This window comes from Streptomyces sp. UF-297, from assembly GCF_058245575.1.
In genome coordinates this window covers 17,219-31,986 of the sequence record NZ_JBSIBZ010000072.1, presented here as the reverse complement: position 1 = coordinate 31,986, position 14,768 = coordinate 17,219, and the positions used below count along the sequence as shown (strand labels likewise).

The following is a 14,768-nucleotide window of genomic DNA, read 5'->3' as shown; positions in this document are numbered from 1 at the left end:
ATGCCGCTGCCGTTCACCAGCTTCTCCCACCGCCTCCCCTCCCCCGAGGAAGCGCTCAAGGGCCGCTCCGAGCCGTCCTACACCGTCCCCTCCCGGCACACGGTCCTGGGCAACCCGCTCCTCGGCCCGTACCCGCAGGGCCTGGCCGTCGCCGACTTCGGGCTGGGCTGCTTCTGGGGCGCCGAGCGCAAGTTCTGGCAGACGGACGGCGTATGGACCACCCTCGTCGGCTACCAGGGCGGCCACACCCCCCACCCCACCTACGAAGAGGTGTGCAGCGGCCTGACGGGCCACACCGAAGCGGTCCGCGTCGTCTACGACCCCGCCCGCGTCTCCTACGCCGCCCTCCTCAAACTCTTCTGGGAGTCCCACAACCCCACCCAGGGCTTCCGCCAGGGCAACGACACCGGCACCCAGTACCGCTCCGCCATCTACACCCACACCCCCGCCCACCAGCAGGAGGCCGAAGCCTCCCGCACCGCCTACCAGCCCATCCTCACCGCCGCCGGCTACGGCCCCATCACCACCGAAATCCTCCCCGCCGACCCCCGCCCCTTCTACGCCGCCGAGCCCTACCACCAGCAGTACCTCGACAAAAACCCGACAGGCTACTGCGGCATCGGCGGCACGGGCGTCTCCTGCCCGGTCGGGGTGGCGTCGGCCGAGGGCTGATGGCGGGGACCGCACAGGTGCGAACGACTGCGTACCGCCTGCTCCAAGGGCCCTGGGGCATCGCCATCGACCTCACCGCCGAGGCCACGTCGCTGCTCGTGGTGTCCTTCGCCGCCCGGGCGGCGCGGGGGCGCAGTCGGTCCGATCTGCGGCTGCGGCCGGCCTCGGCGATCATGGTGGTGGCCGTCGCGGTCGTCGGCGTGTGTCCGGCGTCTTTCCGGCGTGGATGAGGGCCGAACAGGCGGTGTGCGGAGTGCTGTTGGTCGGTGTTGTCGTCCTCGTCGACAGCGGGTGGGTGTGGTCGGCGTTCGCGTCGGCTCAGCCGCGGGGCGCCGCCGGTATGTAGGCCAGGCCGTGGGCGCCTGCCTCGGTGGTGCGGTCGACCTCCAGGGTGGTGAGCACGGCGAGGCGGGTGAGGTCGATGACGGAGACGGTGCCGGAGAAGATGTTGGAGACGTAGGCGAGCCGGCCGTCGGGGGACGAGGTGATGGTCAGCGGGGAGAGGCCGACCTCGATGCGGGCGCTGGGGGTGGGGTCGGCCGCCGCGAGGTCGGCGGGCGTGAAGACCGCCAGGGTGCCGTTGGCCCGGGTGCCGGACGGGGCGGCGGGCGGCCTCAGTTCGCCGACCAGGAGCGTGCCGGTGCCGGTGATGTGCACGGGTACGGCGGCGCCCTCGACGGGGAGCGTGCGTACGACGGCGTCGGTGGCGGTGTCGATGACGCATACGCTCGACGGGCCACTCCCCGGGGCGGCGAAGTCGGCCTTGGGTGTGGCCGCGTAGACGAACGCGCCGTCGGGCGAGACCGCCAGCCCCTCGCTCCCCGGCACCTCGATCCGCCCGGCGAACTCGTCGCGGTCCAGGTCCACCACGGACACGAACGGCGCCTCCTTGTTGGTCGCGTACCCGCGGCGGCCGTCGGGGGTGATGGCGAACCAGTGCGGGCCGGGGGCCATGGTCGCGATGCGGCCGGTGCGCTCGCGGGTGTCCGCGTCCAGGACCACCACCCCGCCGGGCTCGGTCTCGGTGGCCTCGACGCTGACGTAGAGCCGGCCGCGCGCACGGTCCAGCGCGAGCCCGTGCGGGCCGTGGTCCGGCCCGAGGTCGATGACCTCCACGATCTTGCGCGCATCGGCGTCGATGACACTGACCTCGCGGGCCCGCCCCGTGTTGGAGTCGTAGTAGCCGGAGGCGTAGGCGCTGGTGCAGTACAGCAGTCTGCGGTCCGCGTCGAAGCACAACTCGTGCGGCTGCGGCGGGACTTGCAGTACGTCCAGGCGCTGGTGGGTGGCGGCGTCGAAGAAGGTGACGGTGGGGCCGCTCTGGCTGACGACGGCGATCACGTCGGAGGAGGCGGCAGCGGCGGCGGCACCGGGGGTGTCTGCGGGTGTGTGGGTCATGCTTCGTATCGTCGGCGAGGGGGCCGGCTGACTCCAGTGCACTCTTGGCAAGGAGTGGTTGCGCCGGGCGCAAAGGGGCTGGTGGCGGTGGGCGGCGGCGGTACGGCGTGGCACAGATCACGCCGACTCGTGGGCGGGGTGGGCGAGTTGGGGCGCCGGGCGGGATGTTTCCATGGCCACAGGCGCGGGATCGGAAAGGCACGGGAGGCGGACCGGTGAGCGGCATCAGGCAGGCGCGGGAGGCGGATTACGACGCGGTCATCGCGGCCGTGCGGGAGTGGTGGGCGGATGTCAGGTCGCCGGAGGCCGCGCGGGAGTTGACGCTGTTGTTGCCGCGGCTGTTTCTGCAGCACTGTGCGCGGACGAGTCTGGTCACCGAGGGGCCGGGCGGCCGGATCGACGGCTTCCTGGTGGGCTTTCACTCCGCGGACCGGCGCGACGAGGCGTACATCCACTTCGTCGGCGTACGGCCGCAGGCGCGGGGCGCCGGAGTCGCGCGCCGGATGTACGAGCGGTTCTTCGCCGAGGCAGCGGCGGCGGGCCGGGGCCGCGTGCGGTCCGTCACCTCGCCGGGCAACGAGCGGTCCATCGCCTTTCACCGCGCGATGGGTTTCGTGGTGGAGCAGGGCGCGGACGGGAGCACCGTACGCGCCGACTATGACGGCCCCGGCCAGGACCGGGTGTGCTTTCTGCGGGATGCCGCCCGCAGAGACTCGCCCGGCGGCGGCAGCAGGAGCGGCAGCTGACGCGGTGCCGCGGGTCAGGGACGCTGCGTCCGGAAGCGGAAGTTGTCCGGGGTCAGGCTGATGTCGGTGGCGCCGAAGCCGGCGGCGCGCAGCCGCTGCGGCAGGGTCTGGGGCGGGACCGGTACGTAGGTGTCGCCCAGGTGGATCAGCCGGAAGGCGCGGCCGGCGCGCCCGTCGCACCCCGCGAAGACGCCGCCGGGGCGCAGCACCCGGAACGCCTCGGCGAAGAGGCGGTCCTGCTGCTCGGGCGAGGGGACGTGGTGCAGCATCGTGAAGCAGACGACGGAGTCGAAGCTCCGGTCGGGCAGCGGCATGTCCGTGCCGTCGCCGTGGAGGACCTCGACGCGGTCCTTGTACTCCCCGAATTCGCCGTACGTGCCGTAGGCGCGCCGCAGCTTCCGCGCCGAGTCGGGATCCACCTCGACGACGGTGAGACGGCCCGGCAGCCGCTTGGCCAGTACGCGCGTGGTGGCGCCGTACCCCGGCCCTATCTCCAGGGTTTCCGGGCCCAGTTCGAGGTCTTCCAGGACCCACGGCAGCAGGTCGCGCTCGACCGCGCGGGCCCACAGGCCGGAGTTGCAGACCCACTGGTGGTATCGGTTCATGCGTTTCGTGGAGGGCATGCCGCGATGCTAGGAAGGGGCGCGTGGTGTCCACCACGGGACAGGGGGACATGTGATGTCGCGAGACGGACAGGGCGCGGCCGGACCGCCGGGCGGGCCAGGCGGAATGGAGCCGGGGGACGGACCGGGCGGGACGGGCGCGGGGGCCGGGCAGAGCGTGCGGCTGGTGCCCGGGACGGGGTTTCCGGAAGCGGCGGTCCTGGTCGGCAGCTTCACGATGGACGGCGGGCAGTGGTTCGCCCGGCACCACCATGTGGCACACCAACTGGCCTGGGCGCAGCGCGGGGTGCTCGCCCTGCGCGCCGAGGGCAACACCTGGGTGCTGCCGCCCTCCATGGCGCTGTGGATACCGGCCGGGGTCGAGCACGCCACCGGCGCCACCGGCCCGTCCCTGCTGCGCAGCCTCTACTTCGCGCCCGAGCAGTGCCCGGTGACCTGGACCGGGCCGACCGTCGTCGGGGTCGCGCCGCTGCTGCGCGAGCTGATCGCCTATCTGGCCGCCGACGACCTGGACGCCGCCGCCCGCAGGCGCGCGGAGAGCGTCGTACTCGACCAGCTGCGGCCGGTGTCGGTGGCCACGGTGCTGGCGCCGATGCCGCGGGACCCGCGGGCGCGGCGGGTCGCCGAGGCGCTGCGCTCCCGCCCGGCGGACGCGCGGACGCTGGAGGAGTGGGGTGCGCGGGTCGGCGCGAGCGGCCGCACGCTGGCCCGCGCGTTCGTGGCGGAGACCGGCATGGCGTACGGGCAGTGGCGCACCCGTGTACGCCTCCAGGCCGCCATGCCTCTGCTGGCGGGCGGGGCGACGGTGGCCTCGGTGGCGGCCCGGGTGGGCTACGCCTCGCCGAGCGCCTTCGTGGCGGCGTTCCGGCGGGTGGTGGGGGTGCCGCCGGGGGTGTACTTCGCGGGGCAGACGGCGAGTTGAGCGCGGCCGCCGGCTACCGGCTACCGGCTACCGGCTACCGGCTACCGGCTACCGGCTACCGGCTACCGGCTACCGGCTACCGGCTACCGGGCAGCCATACCGCCCACCGTGCGGGCCTACCGCCTACCGTGCGGGCGCCCCGCACATCGCCCGGTCCAGATGCACGACCATCGCCCGGAACACCTCCGGCGACTGCGTGCCCGGCTCCGGCCCGGTGCCGTCCCACTTCAGGCGCCGCGTCTGGTTGACCCCGAGGCTCACCTGGCGGCGGCCGTCCGCGCTGGACAGGGCCCAGGTCTCGGACCCCAGCACCAGCCCGTTGTGGCCCCAGAAGCGGCCGCAGGACAGGTCCATGGTGAACAGTCCGAGCCCGTATCCGGGCCCGTCCGGCCCCTTCCCCTCCACCATGGGAACGGTGGTGCGCATCTGCTCCAGCTGCGCCGGGCGCAGCAGTTCGCCGCCCAGCAGCGCGCCGAAGAAGCGGTTGAGGTCCTCCGTCGTCGAGACGATCGCCCCGGCCGTACCGGCCCAGGACATGTCGTACTCGCTGAAGTCCCGCGGCGGGTCGAACTGTTCGTACAGCGACTCGTACATCTTGGAGTGCGGCCCGGAGATCCGCGCCGAGGTGGGGAAGTACGTGTGCTTGAGCCCGGCCCTGCGGATGACGTTGCGGGTGATGTACGCCTCCGGGGACTGCCCGGTGACCTGGTGCAGCAGCAGCCCGGCGATGACGTAATTGGCGTTGGAGTAGGACATCTTGGCGCCCGGCTCGCCCCTCGGCGTGTCCTTCAGCGCGAGCCGCGCCAGCTCCCGCGGGTCGAAGTGATGATGGCGGTTGGCCTCGACGCTCTCCAGCGTGGGGTAGATCGCGCCGTCGTAACCGCCGATGCCGCTGGTGTGGTTGAGCAGCATGCGTACGGTGATGCGCTGCCCGCGCTCGCCGGGCACCAGGTCCGGCAGATAGCGGCCGATGGGCGCGTCCAGGTCGATACGGCCCTTGCCGACCTCCTGGAGCACGGCGACCGCGGTGAAGGTCTTGGTGACGCTGCCGATGCGGTGGCGCATCCCGGGCTGTACGGGCCGCCCGGTCGCGACGTCGGCGACGCCCGTGGCGCCGCGCCAGCGCTGGTCACCGTCCCGTGCGGCGGAGTACGCGCCGTAGATGCCCGCCTTACGGATCGCGTCCAGCGAGGCGTCCAGGGACGCACGGTCCAGGCCGCGGCGCGCGGGCCCGGCGGCGTCCGCGCCCTCCGGTGCGGGGAGGCCGAACCGAGCGGCGGCGCCGTGCCCCGGCAGCACCGGGGTGTCCTGCCCCGGGGCGGTGGACGCGGCCTGTGCCGGGAGCGCGGAGGCGGCCAGCGACAGGAGGACGGCGGCGGCGACCCCGGCGGCGCGGCGGCCTGTACGGCGGCGCCCGGGGCGAGTTGGGCGAGCGGAGTCAGCGAAGGAAGGGAGAGTGGTGGCCATGGCTGGTGTGGTGGCTCCTGTCTCAGCGGGTCGGTACGGGGGCGGGGACGGCGGCCGGTCCGGCCGGCGTCCGCAGCGGCGGGGCCGTGCGCGGCGCGGGAGCGGCCGGCGCTGCGGGAGAGGCGGGAGAGGCGGAGTCGCCCGTCCCCGGTGTGTCGATGCCGCACATCGCCTGTGCCGTGAACGCCCCGGTCGCGAAGTCCACCGGGCTCGGCACGATCTTGGTCCCGTCGAAGGTCTGGTACTTGGCGCGGTTGTAGCCGAACGTCATCTGCCGCTTGCCGTCCGGGCTGGAGTACGTCACCGTCTCGGCGCCCCACACCGCGCCGGTGTGCCCCCAGAACCTCCCGCACCCGGTGTCGATCGCCGCGATGCCCAGGCCGTAGTGCATCAGCAGATTGCCCTGGGCGTCCTTGGCCTCGACGGTGGTCTGCATCTGCCGCAGCTGCTCGGGCGCGAGCAGCCTGCCGGTGAGCAGGGCGCGGTAGAAGTCGTTGATGTCCTCCGTCGTGGCGACGAGCGCGCCGGCGGTGCCCGCCCAGGACATGTCGTACGTGCTGTAGTCGCGCGCCGGGTCGATGAGCCCGTAGAAGGACTCGTACATCTTGGAGTGCGGCCCGGAGATCCGCGCCGAGGTGGGGAAGTACGTGTGCTTGAGCCCGGCCCTGCGGATGACGTTGCGGGTGATGTACGCCTCGGGGTTCTCCCCGGTGACCTTGTGCAGCAGCATGCCCGCGAGGACGTAATTGGTGTTGGAGTAGGACCACTTCTCGCCCGGACGGCCCGTCGGCTCGGCCTTCAGACCGATGCGGACCAGCTCCTCGGGGTCGAAGTGGCGGTAGCGGTTCGCGTCCAGGCTGTCGGTCTTGCTCTGGAGCAGCGAGGGGAAGGCGCCCGGGATGTAGTCGCCTATGCCGCTGGTGTGGTTGAGCAGCATGCGTACGGTGATGCGCTGCCCGCGCTCGCCGGGCACCAGGTCCGGCAGATAGCGGCCGATGGGCGCGTCCAGGTCGATACGGCCCTTGGCGACCTCCTGGAGCACGGCGACGGAGGTGAACGCCTTGGTGACGCTGCCCACCCGGTGCCGCATCTGCGCGGTGACCGGGCGCTCGGTCTCCAGGTCGGCGACTCCGGCGGCGCCGCGCCAGCGGTCGCCGCCGTCCCGCACGGCCGCGTACACGCCGTACATCCCCGCGGTGTGGATCGCCGCCAGCTTCTTGTCCAGGAGCTCCTTGTCCAACGGCGCCGTGTGCGCGGCCGCCTTGCCCAGGGCCGGGGCCCCCGCCGCGGCGGGGGCGGTCGCGGCCTGCGCCGGGGCGGCCGCCGCGGCCAGGGACAGCAGGACGGCGGCGGTGGTACCGGCGACCCGCGCGCGGCTGCGGCGGTTCGGACGGCTGGGGCGGTGCTGGAGCATGGCATCTCCCGTTCGCGGCGTACGTCGCCGCCACCGAACTGCCCGCGCGGCAGGGCCCGTTGGGACGGGCCGGTGCGGGCCTCGGCAGCGGCCGTCGATGGCCGTCAATGGCTATCGATCTTGGTCGCTTCGATTCTGCCGATCACGCCGCGCCGCGCCGTCCTCCCCAGGAACGACCTTGTTCATCAAGTCCTGTGACGTTTGTCAGCAGCGCCGCTGACGTTTGTCAGGCATACGCTCCGGCGGCCCTGCCGTACCCGCGCCGCCGCGCCCCAGCCGCGCCCGGTCCGCCGCCGCGGCGCCCTCGTGCCAGCCCGCGGCGTCGCGCACCCCGCGCAGCCGGACGGCGGCCGTCTCGGGGAAGAGCTCGCCGGTGGTCTCGGCCACGGCCACATCGCGCGCGGCCAGTACGGGCAGCAGCCCCGGGGTGTGGCCCGCGGCCTGTGCGGTGGCCTCGCCGGTGGCGGCGGCCAGCCGGTCGCGGATCCGGTCGGCGTAGGCCACCAGGAAGGACTGCCGGAAGTCGCGGGTACGGCGGGAGCGCCCGCGGGCGTGGTGGGCGTCGCCCGCCCGGCTCATGGCGGCGGTGGCCTGGAGCAGCAGCGAGGCGTACAGCAGCTCGACCGCCTCCAGGTCCGCTTCGAAGCCCACCAGGGTGGCGAAGCCCAGCTCCTCGGACCACACCGCCTGGCAGCGGTTGGCGGCGGCGACCGCGTCCAGCAGCAGCGCCTTGGCCTGTTCGTAGGGCCCCTCGATGCCGATACGGACCGCGGCGGGCACCGGGCCGCCGCCCGCCCCCGCACCGCCGCCCCCGTCCAGCAGCGCCTCGTCGATGCTGTGCCGTGCCATCAGCTCCTGCGCCTTGGCGGACAGCGCCTCGGCCTCCTCGGGGAACTGCGTCGCCTCCGCCTTGGCCAGCAGCCCCCGGATCCGCCCGAGCATCCGCGCGTGCCCGTCCCCGCCGCCACTACGGCCATGCCCGCTGCCCGTAGCCGTGCCCGGCCCGGGGAGCGGCGTGATGCGGGGCAGCCTGCCGAGCGTCCGCAGCGCCTCCAGCACATCGCAGGCCGTCTCGAAGCGCGAGCTCCTGCGGCGCCGCGCCACGGCGTGCAGATAGCCGTCATCGGCCTCCCACCACGCCTCGGCCCGCAGCTCCCGCAGCTGCGCCGTCCAGCGCGCGCCGCGGCGGACCGAGCTGTGGCGCGCCTCGGCGGCGATGGCGTCCACCACCAGCGGCGCGCTGCCCGGCGCCCGCCGACGGGCGATCCGCTCCAGGTCAGCGGGCTGCCAGCCGCCGTCCCAGCACTGCCGTACGCGGGCCTCGGCGGCCCCGAGCACCGCCCGGCTCACCGCCTCCCACCCCTCGGACGCGGCGGCCAGCATCGAGGCACCCGCCTCGATGGCGTCCTCGGCCGCCTCCCCGTCCGCGGCGTACAGCACCCGGCCCAACACGCCCCCGACCAGCTCATCGGCGGCCGCCCGCTCACCTTCACTCACCCGGTCACTGTACGTACCCCCCGCAAAGGCACGGGGCACCGCACGCCGCATGGCGCCCGGTGCCCCGCCGGTCCCTACCCGACCGCATGCCGTCAGCTCACGGCATCACTTGCCCAGGTACGCATCCACAATCGTCTGCGTCACCCGGTTCCCCTTCTTGTCCGCGGCAACGGCCTTCAGCGAGATCCCCTTCCCCGCCTTGGGATTGGTCACCGTCACCTTGCCCTTGTCCACGGCGGCCTTCTGCCACTTCTTGCCGCCGTCGTAGGAGACGTACACCGCAAGCGACGTGAGGTTGTCCGCCGCCGGGCCCTGGACCGTCACCGGAATCCGGGTGCGCGCCCCGGCCTTGGCGGTGGAGTCGTTGGCCAGCGAGGGCGTGAAGCGGACCACGGAGGCGGGCAGCTTCGTCTCGGCGGCGGTGCGCTGCGAGGTGAAGGTCCAAGTGGAGCTGACCTTGGTGGTGTGCGCCGCGTACCCGCTGCGGGTGACGGTGGTCGTCAGCCGGTAGTCGGCCTTGCCCGCCGGGACCGTGAACTGCTTCTCGCCGGTGAGCGGGTCGTCGTGCGTGCCGACCTTCTTGCCGTTGCGGTAGAGGGTGGTCACGACGCTGTCCAGGTACGTGTAGCCGGTGTGCCCCTTGCCGTCGGCGAGCAGCGGCAGTACGCCGTAGATCTTGTCGCCGTTGCGGAACAGGCCACCGTCCGCGCCCAGTTGGGGCCCGGTGACCCCGACGTTGAAGGTCTCGCGGTAGCCGCGGCCCGCCTGGTAGGTGCGCGGCTCGCCGAAGTAGACGGTGACGAAGCCGAGCTTCTCGTCGATCTGGTCGAAGCCGATCTGCCAGGTGGCTCCCTTGCCGTTGACGTGGACCGTGGAGACGTGCGGCAGGGTGCGCTCGGCCGCGGTGGTGATGCTCAGCGCGCCTCCGCTGTCGGGCAGCACCGAGAGGTAGCCGCGCTTGCCCGGCACCGACGAGCCGAGATCGGCGGTCACGGTGGCCAGTTGGGGCTTGGTGACGTGCCGGGTGTAGCCGGTGGCCAGCGTGGTCCGCTTCAGCCCGTAGGCCAGCGCGTACTCCTGGGCGCCGCCGGTCCACTGCGCGATGATCTGCTGGTGCACCGAGCCCGCGGTGAACTCCGGTCCCAGGTGGGCGGTGTTCAGCCCCTTGAAGGTGTCCAGCAGTACGCCGGTGATCAGACGGCCGCCGTCGACCTCGACGTCCATGAAGGCGTTGGTCTGCTGGACGGCGGTGTCCGGCACGGTGACATCGACCGGCTTGGCGGTCCGCGCGTCCACCGTCACCGTACCGGCCTTGGTGATCTCCAGCTTCGGCGCGGCGATCCAGTCCCCGCCCTTCCACTCGGGGCTGTCGTCCGGGTACACCACGCTGTCGAGCACATATCCGCCCTTGGGCAGGCGGAGTGTGACGGTGCCGCTCTTGTCGTACGGGGTGAAGGTGCGGCCCTCGCCCAGGCCGCTGAGGCCGTAGAGGCTGGTGCTGTAGAACGGCGCCGCCTTGCCGTCGCGCCCCAGGTGCTGGACGGTGACGTCGTAGGACTCCACCTCGCGGTCGACCGCCGCCGCCGTACGGACGCTGTGCCCGCCGCCGGAGGCCACCAGATAGGCGCTGTAGGCACCGTCGTTGGTGCCGCCGAGCCGGGTGTCGACGGTCACCGGCACCGAAGCGGTGCCGCCCGCGGGCACGGTCACCTTCTTCTGCCCGAGGGTGAACATGCCCTGGGGGGCGGGCTTTCCGTCCGGGGCCAGCGCGGTGACGGACACGTCGAGGGTGACGGCGTCCTTGCCGAGGTTGCGGTACGTCAGCGCCTTGGTGACCGGCTTGTCGTCGGCGTGCGGCCACTGCTGGGTGCCGAAGCTGAGCGACACCGGCTCGGCGACGACGCTCTGCCCGATGGCCTTGGCCACATCGACGCGCCCCGAGCCCTGCTGGAAGGCGCTGCAGCCGGCCCCGGGGGTCGTGGAGCCGGTCAGCGCGGCCTTGATGCGGGGGCCGCTCCAGTCGGGGTGCTGCTGCTTGAGGAGGGCGGCGGAGCCCGCGACGTGCGGGGTGGCCATGGACGTACCGGAGATGGCCACATAGCCGTCGGCGACCGGGGTGCCCTCGCCGGCGACGACGCTGCCGGGGGCGGCCGCGGCGCCGATGTCCACGCCCGGCGCGGTCAGGTCGGGCTTGACGGCGCCGTCGTCGATGCGCGGCCCGGTGCTGGAGAACGCGGCGAGCCTGTCCTGCTTGTCGACGGCGCCGACGGTCAGTGCGGCGTCCGCGCTGCCGGGGGTGTTCAGGCCGCGCGGCCCGGAGTTGCCGGCCGCGACGACGAAGAGGGTGCCGGTCTGCTCGGAGAGCCGGTTGACGGCCTCCTCCAGCGGGTCGATGCCCGGGGCGTCCTGGCCGCCGAGGCTGAGGTTGACCACATCGGCCTTCTGGGCGGCGGCCCACTCCATGCCCGCGATGATCCCGGAGTCCCAGCCGCCGCCGCTGTCGTCGAGCACCTTGCCGTCCAGCAGCTTGGCGCCCGGTGCGACACCGGTGTACTTGCCCTTGGACTTGGCGCCCGTACCGGCGGAGATGGACGCGACATGGGTGCCGTGGCCGTAGCGGTCCTTGGCGTCGGGCGCGTCGGAGAAGTTCTTCTCGGCGACCTCCTGGCCCGCCAGGTCGGGGTGGGTCTGGTCGACACCGGTGTCCAGTACGGCGATCTTGGTGCCCTTGCCGTTGTAGCCGGCCTTCCAGGCGGCGGGCGCGCCGATCCGGGGGACGCTCTTGTCCAGGTTCGCGGTGCGGAAGCCGTCCAGCCACACCGCGGCCACTCCGTCGGCGGCGATGCGCTGCGGGCCGCGCGCCCGGTCGGTGAGCGCGTCCCACACCTTGGCGGGGTGCTGCCGGTCGGCGGTGACCGCCTGGGCGTTGAGCCGGGTGAACGTACGGCTGACCGTGCTGTCCCCGGCGTCGCGCACCGCCCGCTTGGCGTCGGCGGCGCCGCCCTTGTAGCCGACGATCAGCCGTACGCCGCCGGCCTGGGACCTGCGGTATTCGGGGCGGCTGAGCAGGGTGAGGTCGAAGAGGCGCTCGTCGACCTTGCCCTCGCGGATCAGCCGCTGGGCGTCCAGCGGTACCGCGTAGAAGTGCCCGCCGGTGCGGCGGATCTGGACGGGTATGTGCGTACGGCCTTCGGTGCGCCGCAGCGCCTGCGGGCGGCCCTTGCCGTCCACCGCGATCCGGTCACCGGTGATCAGGGTGATCCAGTGCTGCCCGGCGCCCTTCGCCTTCGCGGCGGCGCTCGCGGCCGCGGCGCCGGCCCGCCCCGGTGCGCCCGACGCCGGGGCGGTCATGCCCGCCGTCAGGGCGACGGCCGCCGCGGCGGCGACCGCGGCGGCGCAGGATCTCTTGACGTGAATGGTCAACTCTCCCCCAGGTGAGTGCTGTTCACCGTGAGAGGGGACCTCCCCGGGCCCCCGCGCACCGCAGCTTGCCGGGCGCGCCCCGATGGCTCAATACCGTTACAGGACAAGCCAGTTGAGACTTCCACGGGCACACCGGGCCCATGGGCCGCACAAGCACCGATGGGCGACCCCCTCCTTGGTGGAGGAAACCGCCCATCGGGCAGGGGGAGTTGGCGTCAGGCGTCAGGCGCTCAGCTCAGCGCGCTGCCCGCCACCCACTGCTTCCAGTCCATGTTCCAGCCGTTGAGGCCGTTGTCGGGCTTGATGGTCTTGTCCGGCGAGTTGACCATCTCGACGACGTCGCCGACCATCGACTCCTTGAAGAACCACGCGCCGTCCGTGGAGGGGTCGCCCGCGCCCTTGGCGTCCGCCAGGCCGATGCAGCCGTGGCTGGTGTTGGCGTTGCCGAAGATGCCCTTGCCCCAGTAGTTGCCGTGGATGAACGTGCCCGAGGTGGACAGGCGCATGGCGTGCGGAACGTCGGGGATGTCGTACTCGCCCTTGCCGTCGTTGTCCGTGAAGCCGACCGTGGCGCCGTTCATGCGGGTCTGCTTGAACATCTCGGAGATGACCATCTTGCCGTTGTAGGTCGGGTTCTGCACGCTGCCCGCCGAGATCGGGATCTTCTTGAAGACCTTGCCGTCGCGGACCACGGTCATCATCTTGGTCTTGGCGTCGACGGTGCTGACCTGGGAGCGGCCGACCTTGAAGGAGATGGTCTTGTCCTGGACGCCCTTGATGCCGGGCGCCGCCTCCACGCCGTCCAGCTTCAGGTCGACGGTGACCTTGGAGTTCGCCTTCCAGTACTCCTGCGGACGGAAGTCCAGGCGCTGGCTGCTGAACCAGTGGCCGACGATCTTCTGGTTGCTGCTGGAGGCGACCTTGATCGCGGACTCCACCGCCTTGCGGTCCTTGACCGGCTTGTCGAAGTTGAGGGAGACCGGCATGCCGACGCCGACCGTCGAGCCGTCCTCGGGGGTGAAGGTCCCGATGAAGCTGTTCTTGGGCGAGACGGTGGTGAAGGTGGAGTTCTCCACCACCTTGCGGCCCTTGGAGTCCTCGGCGTGCGCGGCGACGGTGTACTTCGCCGAGCGGTCCAGCTGCCCCTTGGGGGTCCAGGTCTTCCCGTCGGAGGATATGGACCCGGCGACCTTCTTCTTGGTCTCCACGGCGGTCATGGTGACCTCGGTCAGCTTGCCGTCACTGACGGTGACCTTGGCGTCGTTGTTGATCCCGACCCCGGTCGCACCGTCCTTCGGCTGGACGGTGATCTTCGCGTCCGAGGCATCCTTGGCCGCCGCCTCGTCGACCTGCTTGGTCTTGTCGCGGCCCGCGTCGCCGCCGCCGTCACCGCCGCCGCACGCCGCCAGCGTCAGTACGCCGCCGAGCAGTGCGGCGGTGGCTATGAGCCCCTTCCGGCGCTTGCTGTCCGTCATCACACGCTTCTCCATTGCTACCGAACGCCACAGTCCCCGAGCCGGCCGGCGGGCCACGGCCCGCACGGCCCCCGGGTCCCGGGCCTCTCGCGGGCCCCGGCTCTCCCGGCCGACGCCTTATGAACGTCTGTTCCCTTTCGTCCGTTCCACACCCGGGGAAAATGTGGGGAACACCACGCGACCCCCGGGATGCCGTGCGGCACATCCGGAGGTCGGGGGGCATAGGGTCCGCGGTCACCGCGCCGGCCGCTCGGCCGGCCGCGGTCACCCCTGGCTCAGCCGGTCGTGATCACCGGCCGCTCAGTCGCCCTTTTCGCTCCCGTCACTCCCGCCCCCGCCTTTTCCAGTGTCGTCCTCCAGTTCCCATTCCGCAGCGTCCCAATCAGCCTCGGGGTCGTAGTCGGTCTCCTCGCTGCTCCAGGACGCCTGGGCCAGCTCGACCCCCGGCACCGTGTTCACCAGGTCGAAGGGGTCCACGAGATACGCCAGCGCCTCGGCCGGCTCCTCCTTGACCGCGCTCTGCGCATGCTGGCGCTCCTGGTCGGGCATGAACGTATCGCCGCTGATGTGGTCGAGCGCCGCGCCGGTCAGCTGTGCCGGGTCCGCGACCTCCAGCACCAGTTCGACGTGGAGACGGACAAAGCGTGATGTCTCACCATTGCTCATGGCACGGAGCGTAGGCACTGCGGAGCCTGGCTTCCCCACGACCCGCGGCTGTTACTAACATCTGCCCTCGACGGCCAATTCGCCCAGCCCACAAGGGGGATCGTTCAGTGACCGCGCGTCGACCAGTACTGACCGCCGCTGCCGCGGGATCGGTGTTGCTCGCCTTGTGGTTCGTCCCCTCCGCGAACGCCACCGTCGAGGAGGAGGGCTCCGCGGCCCCGCAGACCCGTGCCGCCCAGGCCGCCCGCGCCGCGAAGGCCGCCGAGAACGCCGCCCCCGGCGAGCGCCCGGCGGACCTCTCGCTGGCCGACACCGGCGCCGTGGACACCACCCCGTACGTCATGGGCGGCGCCGCCTTCCTCGCCCTGGGCGCGGGCCTGGTCAGCTACTCCGTACGCCGCACCCGCGGCACCACTTCGTAGGCGCTACGACTGGCGGACGGGCCATCAAAACCCACGCCCGTCC

The 14,768-nt window shown here is 72.5% G+C and carries 13 protein-coding genes; 5 read left to right on the top strand and 8 right to left on the bottom strand.

The features are described from left to right. Entirely contained in the window at positions 1–672 is a 672-nt protein-coding gene (msrA, locus tag AC4IJH_RS31790) for a peptide-methionine (S)-S-oxide reductase MsrA (protein WP_490855392.1), read from the top strand. Between the two features lie 17 nt (positions 673–689). Further along, entirely contained in the window at positions 690–902 is a 213-nt protein-coding gene (locus AC4IJH_RS31785) for a hypothetical protein (RefSeq protein WP_490855391.1), read from the top strand. 88 nt (positions 903–990) lie between these two features. On the opposite strand, the gene AC4IJH_RS31780 is transcribed toward AC4IJH_RS31785, so the two are convergent. Beyond that, positions 991–2,070: a beta-propeller fold lactonase family protein gene (locus AC4IJH_RS31780; protein WP_490855390.1), complete on the bottom strand. Its 1,080-nt coding sequence runs from the start codon at positions 2,068–2,070 to the stop codon at positions 991–993. A 164-nt stretch (positions 2,071–2,234) separates the two neighbouring features. Between AC4IJH_RS31780 and AC4IJH_RS31775 the strand changes: the two genes are divergently transcribed. Then, complete coding sequence (locus AC4IJH_RS31775; protein ID WP_490855389.1) at positions 2,235–2,816, top strand: GNAT family N-acetyltransferase; 582 nt, start codon at positions 2,235–2,237, stop codon at positions 2,814–2,816. Between the two features lie 14 nt (positions 2,817–2,830). On the opposite strand, the gene AC4IJH_RS31770 is transcribed toward AC4IJH_RS31775, so the two are convergent. After that, the gene (locus tag AC4IJH_RS31770) at positions 2,831–3,439 is read right to left on the bottom strand and encodes a class I SAM-dependent methyltransferase (protein ID WP_490855388.1); all 609 of its coding nucleotides are present in this window, start codon (positions 3,437–3,439) and stop codon (positions 2,831–2,833) included. 217 nt (positions 3,440–3,656) lie between these two features. Here AC4IJH_RS31770 and AC4IJH_RS31765 point away from each other — a divergent pair, with 217 nt between their 5' ends. Continuing rightward, positions 3,657–4,361, top strand: a complete 705-nt coding sequence (locus AC4IJH_RS31765) for an AraC family transcriptional regulator (protein WP_490855417.1) — start codon at positions 3,657–3,659, stop codon at positions 4,359–4,361. Between the two features lie 123 nt (positions 4,362–4,484). On the opposite strand, the gene AC4IJH_RS31760 is transcribed toward AC4IJH_RS31765, so the two are convergent. The 6 genes from AC4IJH_RS31760 to AC4IJH_RS31735 all read right to left on the bottom strand — a co-directional run bounded on the left by AC4IJH_RS31760 (position 4,485) and on the right by AC4IJH_RS31735 (position 14,303). After that, on the bottom strand, positions 4,485–5,828 hold the full coding sequence (locus AC4IJH_RS31760; RefSeq protein ID WP_490855387.1) for a serine hydrolase domain-containing protein: 1,344 nt from the start codon (positions 5,826–5,828) through the stop codon (positions 4,485–4,487). Between the two features lie 22 nt (positions 5,829–5,850). Then, positions 5,851–7,242, bottom strand: coding sequence for a serine hydrolase domain-containing protein (locus AC4IJH_RS31755; RefSeq protein WP_490855386.1), 1,392 nt, complete (start codon positions 7,240–7,242; stop codon positions 5,851–5,853). 204 nt (positions 7,243–7,446) lie between these two features. Continuing rightward, positions 7,447–8,694 (bottom strand): DUF2786 domain-containing protein, encoded by a 1,248-nt coding sequence (locus tag AC4IJH_RS31750; protein ID WP_490855416.1) that lies wholly within the window; start codon positions 8,692–8,694, stop codon positions 7,447–7,449. Positions 8,695–8,844: 150 nt separating this feature from the next. After that, complete coding sequence (locus AC4IJH_RS31745) at positions 8,845–12,162, bottom strand: S8 family peptidase (protein WP_490855385.1); 3,318 nt, start codon at positions 12,160–12,162, stop codon at positions 8,845–8,847. 230 nt (positions 12,163–12,392) lie between these two features. Further along, complete coding sequence (locus AC4IJH_RS31740) at positions 12,393–13,637, bottom strand: L,D-transpeptidase (protein WP_490855384.1); 1,245 nt, start codon at positions 13,635–13,637, stop codon at positions 12,393–12,395. A gap of 300 nt (positions 13,638–13,937) precedes the next feature. After that, positions 13,938–14,303 carry a hypothetical protein gene (locus AC4IJH_RS31735; RefSeq protein ID WP_490855383.1) on the bottom strand — a complete coding sequence of 122 codons (366 nt, stop codon included), beginning with the start codon at positions 14,301–14,303 and terminating at the stop codon, positions 13,938–13,940. A 107-nt stretch (positions 14,304–14,410) separates the two neighbouring features. On the opposite strand from AC4IJH_RS31735, the gene AC4IJH_RS31730 reads away from it, so the two are divergent. Next, on the top strand, positions 14,411–14,725 hold the full coding sequence (locus AC4IJH_RS31730; RefSeq protein ID WP_490855382.1) for a hypothetical protein: 315 nt from the start codon (positions 14,411–14,413) through the stop codon (positions 14,723–14,725). Positions 14,726–14,768: the final 43 nt, after the last annotated feature.